This is a genomic window from Streptacidiphilus carbonis (assembly GCF_000787775.1).
GTDB lineage: Bacteria > Actinomycetota > Actinomycetes > Streptomycetales > Streptomycetaceae > Streptacidiphilus > Streptacidiphilus carbonis.
The window spans coordinates 31,790-40,597 of sequence record NZ_BBPM01000048.1; the positions used below are offsets into that span (position 1 = coordinate 31,790).

The 8,808-nt window shown below is 74.4% G+C and carries 9 protein-coding genes; 2 read left to right on the top strand and 7 right to left on the bottom strand.

The window, feature by feature from the left end:
- Positions 1-10 precede the first annotated feature (10 nt).
- Entirely contained in the window at positions 11-1,078 is a 1,068-nt protein-coding gene (locus TR46_RS28765; protein WP_042406852.1) for an ROK family transcriptional regulator, read from the bottom strand.
- A 56-nt stretch (positions 1,079-1,134) separates the two neighbouring features.
- On the opposite strand from TR46_RS28765, the gene TR46_RS28770 reads away from it, so the two are divergent.
- Both TR46_RS28770 and TR46_RS28775 read left to right on the top strand, forming a co-directional pair.
- The gene (locus TR46_RS28770; RefSeq protein ID WP_042406855.1) at positions 1,135-2,199 is read left to right on the top strand and encodes a Gfo/Idh/MocA family oxidoreductase; all 1,065 of its coding nucleotides are present in this window, start codon (positions 1,135-1,137) and stop codon (positions 2,197-2,199) included.
- On the top strand, positions 2,196-2,681 hold the full coding sequence (locus TR46_RS28775) for a heme-degrading domain-containing protein (protein ID WP_042406866.1): 486 nt from the start codon (positions 2,196-2,198) through the stop codon (positions 2,679-2,681). The genes TR46_RS28770 and TR46_RS28775 overlap by 4 nt, the downstream gene beginning before the upstream one ends.
- Positions 2,682-2,688: 7 nt before the next feature.
- On the opposite strand, the gene TR46_RS28780 is transcribed toward TR46_RS28775, so the two are convergent.
- From TR46_RS28780 to TR46_RS28805, 6 genes are all read right to left on the bottom strand, one after another.
- Positions 2,689-3,372, bottom strand: coding sequence for a DUF1365 family protein (locus tag TR46_RS28780; protein ID WP_052433169.1), 684 nt, complete (start codon positions 3,370-3,372; stop codon positions 2,689-2,691).
- The gene (locus TR46_RS28785) at positions 3,369-4,736 is read right to left on the bottom strand and encodes an NAD(P)/FAD-dependent oxidoreductase (RefSeq protein WP_084719011.1); all 1,368 of its coding nucleotides are present in this window, start codon (positions 4,734-4,736) and stop codon (positions 3,369-3,371) included. Before TR46_RS28785 ends, TR46_RS28780 begins: the two co-directional genes overlap by 4 nt.
- Before the next feature lie 122 nt (positions 4,737-4,858).
- Entirely contained in the window at positions 4,859-5,737 is an 879-nt protein-coding gene (locus TR46_RS28790; RefSeq protein WP_042406872.1) for a trypsin-like serine peptidase, read from the bottom strand.
- Between the two features lie 155 nt (positions 5,738-5,892).
- Entirely contained in the window at positions 5,893-6,747 is an 855-nt protein-coding gene (locus TR46_RS28795) for a class I SAM-dependent methyltransferase (protein WP_042406874.1), read from the bottom strand.
- A 74-nt stretch (positions 6,748-6,821) separates the two neighbouring features.
- Positions 6,822-8,006 carry an ABC transporter ATP-binding protein gene (locus TR46_RS28800; RefSeq protein WP_063770689.1) on the bottom strand — a complete coding sequence of 395 codons (1,185 nt, stop codon included), beginning with the start codon at positions 8,004-8,006 and terminating at the stop codon, positions 6,822-6,824.
- On the bottom strand, positions 8,003-8,808 hold an 806-nt coding region (locus TR46_RS28805; RefSeq protein WP_042406929.1), incomplete at its 5' end, for an ABC transporter permease. The genes TR46_RS28800 and TR46_RS28805, both read right to left, overlap by 4 nt.

The window sequence follows — 8,808 nt, forward strand, 5'->3', positions numbered from 1 at the left end:
CCCGAGGCACCTACCCCTCCAGTGCGGCACCTTCGCCGAACACCGTCCCCAGAACCAGCCCAGCGGCCCCCAGCGCGACCACATGCTCGCCTGCGTCACTGATCTCGATACCGACCTCCTGCCACCCCGGATCCGGAAGCCGCTCGCGGACGACCGCGGAGACCCGGCCGCGGAACACCTCCGGGTCGGCCAGCACCGCGTCCCCGCCCAGCACCACCTGGGCCAGGTCCAGCAGCCGGACCAGGTTGGCGACCCCTTCGCCCAGCAGCTCCGCGGTCCGGCCGACGTCCCCGTCGGCCAGCGCGGCGCGGCACAGCGCCTCCAGGCAGCCGTTGTTGCCGCAGGCGCACCGCGGCCCGCGCGGGTCGAGCACCTGGTGGCCGAACTCCCCCGCGTTGGTGCGCGCCCCGCGCTGCACCCGGCCGCCGAGGACCAGGCCGGCGCCCAGCCCGTCGCCCAGGTAGACGAACGCCCGATCGGCCGCGCCGGGACGGCTGAGGACACCGGCGGTGGTGTCCTTGTCCAGCAGCACCGGCAGGCCCAGCCGGGCGGACAGTTCGGCGCGCAGCGGTATGCCGTCCCAGCCGGGGAGCCCGGTGACCTGGTGCAGCACGCCGGTGTGCTGGTCGAGCGGCCCCGGGCAGGCGACGCCGACCCCGAGCACGCGGTCCCGGGGCAGTTCCGCGATCAGTGCCTCGACCTGCGCGGCGAGCAGATCCAGGGTCTGCCGGGGGGTGGCCCCCGCGGGGTCGAAGCGGGTGGTGGTGGCGTCGGCGATCCGGCCCGCGAGGTCGACCAGCAGCAGGGTGCTGCCGTGCCGGTGCAGTTGGGCGCCGACGACCCAGCGGGCCTGCGGGACCAGCCGCAACAGGGTGCGCGGCTTGCCCCCGGTGGAGGGGGTCAGGCCGGAGGGGGCGATCAGGCCCTCGGCGGCCAGCCGTTGGACGATCTTGCTGACGGCCTGGGCGGTCAGCCCCGTGGCGAGGGCGAGCTCGACACGGCTGATCTCGTCCGCGGCGCGGATGCGCCCGAGGACGGCAGCGGTGTTGTGGTCGCGCAGCGCGGTGAGGTTGGCCATGACGTCATTATGCAGGCGAGTTGCCACTTAGTCCACACTGTTGCTTTACTGGAGGCATGGCTGATTCCACTTCTTCCTCCACCGCTCTCCGCGTCGGACTGGTCGGCTACGGGCTGGCCGGCTCGGTGTTCCACGCGCCTCTGATCAGCACCACCCCCGGCCTGGAGCTCGCCGCCGTCGTCACCGGCAATCCCGAGCGCCGGGCCCAGGTCGAGCAGGACCACCCCGGTGCGGTGACCGTCGCCGGCGTCGACCAGCTCTGGCCGCTCGGCCTCGACCTGGTCGTGGTGGCCTCCCCCAACCGCACCCATGCCCCGACCGCCACCGCGGCGCTGGAGGCCGGCGTCGGCGTGGTCGTGGACAAACCGCTGGCCGTCACCGCCGCCGAGGGCGAGGCGCTGGCCGCTCTCGCCGAGCAGCGCGGGCTGCCGCTCAGCGTCTTCCAGAACCGCCGCTGGGACGGCGACTTCCTCACCGTCTCCGAGCTGGTCCGCTCCGGCCGGCTGGGCTCGGTGGGCCGGTTCGAGTCGCGCTTCGAACGCTGGCGGCCGCAGCTCAAGGGCGGCTGGCGGGAGTTGGGCGATCCGGCCGAGGGCGGCGGGCTCCTCTACGACCTGGGCAGCCACCTGGTGGACCAGGCGCTCACCCTGTTCGGCCCCGCCGTCGAGGTCTACGCCGAGTTGGACAGCCGCCGGGCCGGGTCCGACGCCGACGACGACGCCTTCGTCGCGCTGCTGCACGCCGGCGGCGTCCGCACGCACCTGTGGATGAGCGCCGTCGCCGCCGACCTGGGTCCCCGGTTCCGGGTCCTGGGCAGCGAGGGAGGCTATGTCGTCGACGGCCTGGACGGCCAGGAGGCGGCGCTGCGCGAGGGCCGCACCCCGGCCGACGCCGACTGGGGCGTCACCCCGCCCGAGGCCTACGGCCGATTGGGCGCCGGTGACGAGACCCAGCCGTACCCCACCCTGCCCGGGGCGTACCAGGCCTACTACGCGGGCATCGCCGAGGCGCTGCGCGGGCGGGCGCCGGTCCCGGTGGAGCCCAGGGACGCGGTCGCAGCGCTCACCGTGATCGAGGCGGCCCGCCGCTCGGCGGCCGAGCGCCGGACGGTGACGCTGTGACCGCGCAGGCGGCGGCCGCCGGCCCGACCACGGCGGAGCTGGAGGAGCAGGAGTCCCGGCTGCAGTTGACCCGGTTCGACAACGACGACGCCTGGCGGCTCGGCTGCCTGCTGGTCGAGATCTGCCGCGAGCGCAGCCACCCGGTCGCCATCGACATCCGCCGGGGCGAGCAGCAGTTGTTCCACTGCGCCCTGCCCGGCAGCAGCGCCGACAACGACGCCTGGATCGAGCGGAAGATCAGGGTGGTGCGCCGCTACGGCGAGAGCTCCTACCTGGTGGGGCAGCGGTTCCGGGACAAGGGCGCCAGCTTCGAGGAGAAGTCCCGGCTGGACCCGGACCGCTTCGCGGCGCACGGCGGCGCCTTCCCGCTGCGTGTCGTCGGTGTCGGCGTAGTGGGGACGGTGGCCGTCTCCGGGCTTCCGCAGACAGCGGACCACATAACGGTCGTCGAGGCCCTGGAGCGCTTCCTCCAGGGCATCTGACCACCCCTCACCCCGGCCACCGGGCCCGGGAGCCACGCTGAACGACGCTGGGCAGCGGGTGCCGCAGGGCCGCGCGGAGCAGCCCGGCGGCGGCCGCCGGCTCCCGCCTGCCCTGCACGGTGGCGCTGAAGGGCCGCCCGGTCGGATGGTCCAGGTGGATGGACAGCACCAGGTGCTCACCCGGGAGCGGCACCGCCATCCGGTAGCGTCCGTCGACTCCGAAGAACGGCGAGACGGGGAACTCCTGCTCGGCCTCCACCCGGCCGTCGGCATCGGGCCGGAGCAGCCGGCAGCGGTACTCGCCCGAGCCGCTGCGGATCTCGGCGACGGTGCACACCGGGGCGCCCCGGCCGTCCAGGCACCAGTACAGCGTGAGCGGATTGAGCACCTGCCCCATGGAACGGGCCTGAGTCAGCATCAGCACCTGTCCGCCGTCGGGATCCACCCCGTTGGCGGCCAGGTAGGCGTCGAGGTTTCCGCGCAGCGTCCCCCCGGGGTCGCCCAGGTGGTCCCGGGCCTCGAAACGGGCCAGCGGACGCAGCCCCGCCGGCAGCCGGGGCAGGTGGTCGAGGTCGACCAGCCACAGGTGCATGCGCCGGTGGAAGGTGTCGCGCAGCGGCTCGGTCCGGACCCGGGTGATCCGGCAGTCGTAGAGGGCGGCGCCCCAGGGCCCGCGTAACCTGCCGGTCATGTCCGCACCACCGCCGCGAGGGCGCGGGCCGCCTGGATCCCGGAGCGGCAGCCGTCCTCGTGGAAGCCCCAGCCGTGGTAGGCGCCGGCGTAGGCGGTGCGGCCCCTGCTCAGTGCCGGCAGGCGCTGCTGCGCCGCGCGCGAGTCCCGGGTGTAGAGCGGATGCTCGTACACCGTGCGGGAGACGACATGCTCTTCGGCGATCGGGTTCAGCGGGTCCTCGTTGAGGGTGACCAGGTAGTCCTCGGGGGTGTTCAGGCGCAGCAGCCGATTCAGGTGGTAGGTGACCCGGACCTGGTCGGAGCGGTCCACGCAGGAGGCCATCCGGTAGTTCCAGGAGGCGCGGGCCCGGCGGGTGCGCGGCAGCAGCGAACCGTCGCGGTGCAGCACGGCCGGGTTGTAGGAGTAGCCGAACGCGCCCAGCACCGCGCGCTCCTCGTCGCTGGGGTCCGCGAGCAGGCGCAGCGCCTGGTCGGGGTGGGTGGCCAGGACCACCCCGTCGTACTCGGCTGGCGCACGGTCGGCCGCGCGGACGACCACTCCGTCGGCGTGGCGGCGGACGCTGTGGACCGGCGCCCGGGTGTGCACGGCGGCGAGTCGGGCGGCGATCCGCTCGACGTAGGCTCGCGAGCCGCCGCTGACGGTGCGCCAGGTGGGCGAGCCGGCGACGGACAGCATCCCGTGGTTGTCCAGGAAGGCGAACAGATAGCGGGCCGGGTACTCGCGGGCGAGGTCGGGGGCGCAGGACCAGACCGCGGACACCAGCGGTGTCAGGAAGTGGGCCGAGAAGTAGGGCGAGAAGCCGCCCTGCTGCAGGAACTGGCGCAGCGTCAGCGCGTCGGCCGCCGGGTCCGCGGAGGCCAGCAGCGCCCGGGCGCGCCGGTGGAACCGGGGGACCTCGGCGAGCATGCGCAGATAGCGGGGCCGGGCCAGTACGCCGACCCGGGTCGGGAGCCCGGCGGTGCCGCGGGCTCCGGCGTACTCCAGGCCGCAGCTGAGACAGCGCACCGACATGCTCGTCTCGGACTCCTGGGTACGGATGCCCAGTTCCTCGAAGAGCGCGGTCAACTGCGGGTAGGTGCGCCGGTTGTGCACCAGGAAGGCGGTGTCGACGGCCAGGTCGGAACCGTCGGCGGAGAGGATGTCCTGGGTGTGGGCGTGGCCGCCCAGGCGGCTGTCCGCCTCGTAGAGGGTGACCCGCGCGCCGGAGCGGGTCAGCTCATGGGCGGCGGTGAGGCCCGCCACTCCGCTGCCGACGACGGCGACGCTGCGTCCCCGCGCTCCCCCGCTCCGGCTCCAGCGGGGCCGAGGCCGCTGACCTGTGGGCTCCCCGGCCGGCGCGCCCAGTCCGACGTTCTCGGTCATGCCTGCACATCCCACCGCTCAGGGCGGACGGCGTGTGCACCGTCCGCGGCCTACTCGCCCGTACGGGGGTGATTCGGCGCCGCCGAAGGTGCGGATTGGTCGAACGGTAATGGGATTCGCGGTCAGCCGTCCTGGGAGACGGCCTCGTTGTAGAGGTCCTGCACCTTGTCCCCGAAGTACGGGCTGTAGGAGACGTCGTCGGTGTCGCCGCCCTGCTGGTAGCCGCCGATGATGCCGGTCACGGTGCCGGTGCGGGTCGCCGGGTCGAAGGCGCTGAGCCAGGGGCTGCCGCTGGTGCCGCCGGGGAATCCGGTGCAGGCGATCTTCATCTGGGTGGCGCTCTGCCGGCTCGTGGTGTTGAAGCAGGAGATCGGAGCGCTGGCGTCGGACGGGTAGCCGGTGATGCGGACCACCTGGTCGAACCCCTTGTTGACGCCGAGCGTGTCACCGCCCAGGACGTCCTGGATCTGCTGTCCGTTGACGGCGCCCAGGGTCAGGAAGGCGACGTCCATGTCCGGATCGGAGGAGTCGATCCAGCTCTGGTCCACGAAGATCTTCGTGATCGGCCACTCCCCCTGCGGGGCGCTGCCGTCCCGGTACTCGGGCACGAAGACCAGGTCGTTGCCGTAGCTGCCGCCCTTGCCGCCGTGCACGCAGTGGGCCGCGGTCAGCAGCAGGTTCCTCCCGGAGCTGTCGACCACGCTGGCGGTGCAGAAGTGGTCGCCGGTGACGTCCTGGTCGAAGATCGCGCCGACCCGGGCGTTGGTGCTGGTGGCCTTGGCCGGGTGCGAGGTGCCGCCGTGCTTGGCCAACGCCTGCTGCAACCGCTCCCGGGACCAGGACGCCGGGCTGCCGCTGACGCCGCCCTCGTTCGCCGCGGTCGCCGGGTCGGACGCCGTACCCGGACCCGAACCCGGCCCCGGACCCGCACTCGCAGTGCTGCAGCCGGAGGCCGCCAGGAGCAGGGCCCCGGCCAGGACCGCCGTCGTGGTTCGCCGCATCGTGTCCGACCTCGTCTCCCGGGAGCCGACCTGCTGTTCTTCCCGATCCTGCCCCGCGGCCCCCGTGGCTGCGCCTCGGATCCCCCGTACGGGTGAGCGACCCCACGAGCCTGAGGAAGGCACTCGAAGCCCCGTGAAGGCACTCGGACGGATCGTCAGCGGCTGGCGAACCGGAGCAGGGTGACCGTGGGACGCCGGTTGGACAGCACCGGCAGCCGCAGCACCCGTGGGACCACCAGTCCCCACAGCAGCCCGCGACCCGGCGGCAGTTCGACGCTCCTGATCTCGGCGATGCCCGGATGCGCGCCGGCCAGCTTCGGCCGTTCCGCCGCGTTCATCCGCCAGGGCATCGGCGGCAGCCGGTAGCCGCGGGCCACCGGCGGCCCGCGCCGCGCCGCGACATCGGCGGGCCGGCCGGGGGTCCGCGGAACTGCGTCGAACACCAGGCCGCCGCCGGGGAAGTGCTCGGCGCAGACCGCGATCAGCTCCCTGACCTCCGGCGGCCGGAAGTACATCAGCAGCCCCTGGGCCAGCACCAGCACCCCTCGGGCCGGGTCGATCCCCTTGGTCCAGGCCGGGTCCCTGGCGTCGCAGGCGACGCTGGGCTGCCGGGAGCCGTGCGGCAGCAGCGAGTGGCGCACCGCCAGCGACTCCGGAAGGTCCACGGTCAGCCACCGGACCCTGCCGTTGTCGCAGCGCCAGAAGGCCGTCTCCAGCCCCTCGCCGAGGGAGACCACGGTGCCGTCCGGGTAGGCGTCCAGGAATTCGCGGACCACGGTGTCGAAGCAGGCGGAGCGCAGCGCCAGGGCCTGGGCGGCCAGCGGGTGCGGATGGCCGAAGCGCTCGGCGAACGGATAGCCCCCGCTCTCGGCCACCGCCTCGACCAGGGACACCGCCTCCGGGTCCGGCAGCACCGTGTCCGGGCGGCGCGCCTCAGCGGCCCGCTGGTACAGCGTCCACAGCATGGTCTCCGGTACGCCGTCCAGCACGACGGCCGTGCTCGCTGCCATCGACGGCCTCCTGTGTCCTGACCCGGGCGCCCGGATCGCCCGGTTCCTTCCATGGTGGACCGGGGCGCCGCGGATCACCCCTGGTAGGCGTGCGTCTGGGTGGCCTTGACTGCGGCCCAGACCTCGCTCCCCTCGGCCAGGCCCAGCTCCGCGACCGCCACCTGGGTGAGGTCGGCGGTGAACCGCAGGTCGCCCGCCAGGTCCAGCCTGACCTGGTCGCCGTACAGCTCCATGCCGGTGACCACCGCCTGCCACAGATTGCGGGCGCTGGTGTCGGGGCGGGTGCGGTGCACGGTGACCGCGGACGGCGGGAAGGCGACGAACACCGCTCCGTCGGCGCTGTCGGCGGTGGTGACCGGCACCGGACCGCTCTCGCCCTGCACCAGGACGTCGTGGCCGTCGGCGGTGCCGCGGAACAGGTTGAGGCCGACGAGCCGGGCGATGTAGTCGCTGCGCGGGTGGCGGGCGATCTCGGCCGGCACGCCGTCCTGCACCACCCGGCCGTCCTCGATCACGGTGATCCGGTCCGCGAGCACCATGGCGTCCAGCGGGTCGTGCGTGACCAGCACCGCGACGGCGTCGAACTCCGCCAGGTGGCGCCGCAGTTGGGTGCGCACATCGAGCCGGGTCCGGGCGTCCAGGGCGGCCATCGGCTCGTCCAGCAGCAGCAGCCGGGGCCGGGGGGCCAGCGCCCGGGCCAGGGCGACCCGCTGCGCCTGGCCGCCGGAGAGCGAGCGGGGGCGGGCGCCGGCCTGCTCGGCCAGGCCGACCCGGTCCAGCCAGCCGGCCGCCTCCGCACGGGCGGCGGCCCTGGAGCCACGCCGGTGGCCGCCGCGGGCACGCAGCCCGAAGGCGACGTTGTCCAAGGCGCTGAGGTGCGGGAACAGCAGGTAGTCCTGGAAGACCACGCCGACCGGGCGCTGCTCGGTGGGAACCCGCAGCCGGGCGGCGGGCTCCTCCAGGGTGCGGCCGTCCAGCGCGAGCCGGCCTGCGTCCAGCGGGGCCAGGCCGGCCAGTGCGCGCAGCGCGGTGGTCTTGCCGGCGCCGTTGGGCCCGAGCAGGGCGAGCACCTCGCCCGGGCGGGCGCGCAGGGTGATGTCGAGCCGGAAGCCGGCGCCGGACCCCGCCCGCGGCGGGCGTTCGACCACAAGGTGGGCGTCCAGTCCGTCGGCGACGCCTCCGACGGCGGCCGCCGCGGTGGTTCCAGCGGCGGCGGCCGCCTCGTCCGCGGCATCGGCTCGGGTGCGTCGGCCGTTCATGCCGGGCCTCCGGTCCAGCGTCCCCGCAGGCCGACCAGGACCAGTACGGAGACGACGAGCAGCACCAGGCTGAGGGCGATGGCCGTGGCCGGGTCGTCCTGCAGGGCCAGGTAGACGGCCAGCGGCATGGTCTGGGTGGTGCCCGGGAAGTTGCCGGCGAAGGTGATGGTGGCGCCGAACTCGCCGAGCGCCCTGGCCCAGGCCAGCACACTGCCTGCGGCGATGCCGGGGGCGACCAGCGGCAGGGTGACCCGGCGGAACGCGGTGAAGCGGGAGGCGCCCAGGGTGGCGGCCGCCTCCTCGTAGCGGGAGTCGGCGCCGCGCAGCGCTCCCTCGACGCTGAGCACCAGGAACGGCATGGCGACGAACGCCTCGGCGACGACCACCCCGGCCGTGGTGAACGGCAGGGTGATGCCGAAGGCGGAGTCCAGCCAGCGGCCGGCCAGTCCGTTGCGGCCGAAGACCAGCAGCAGCGCGACGCCGCCGACCACCGGCGGCATCACCAGCGGCACGGTGACCAGGGTGCGCAGCAGCGTGCGCCCGGGGAACTCGGTACGCGCCAGCAGCCAGGCCATCGGCACCCCGAGCAGCAGCGAGACCGCGGTGGCGGCGGTGGCGGTGATCAGCGACAGCTTCAGCGCGGGCCAGACCGTGCCGTCCCCCAGGACACCGGCCATACCGCTCCAGGGCGCCCGGACCAGCAGGCCGACCAGCGGGAGCACCAGGAAGGCCAGCCCGACGACGGCCGGGAGCAGCAGCGCCACCGGGGCGGAGCCGGCCCGCCGGCCCCGCCACTGGCGGG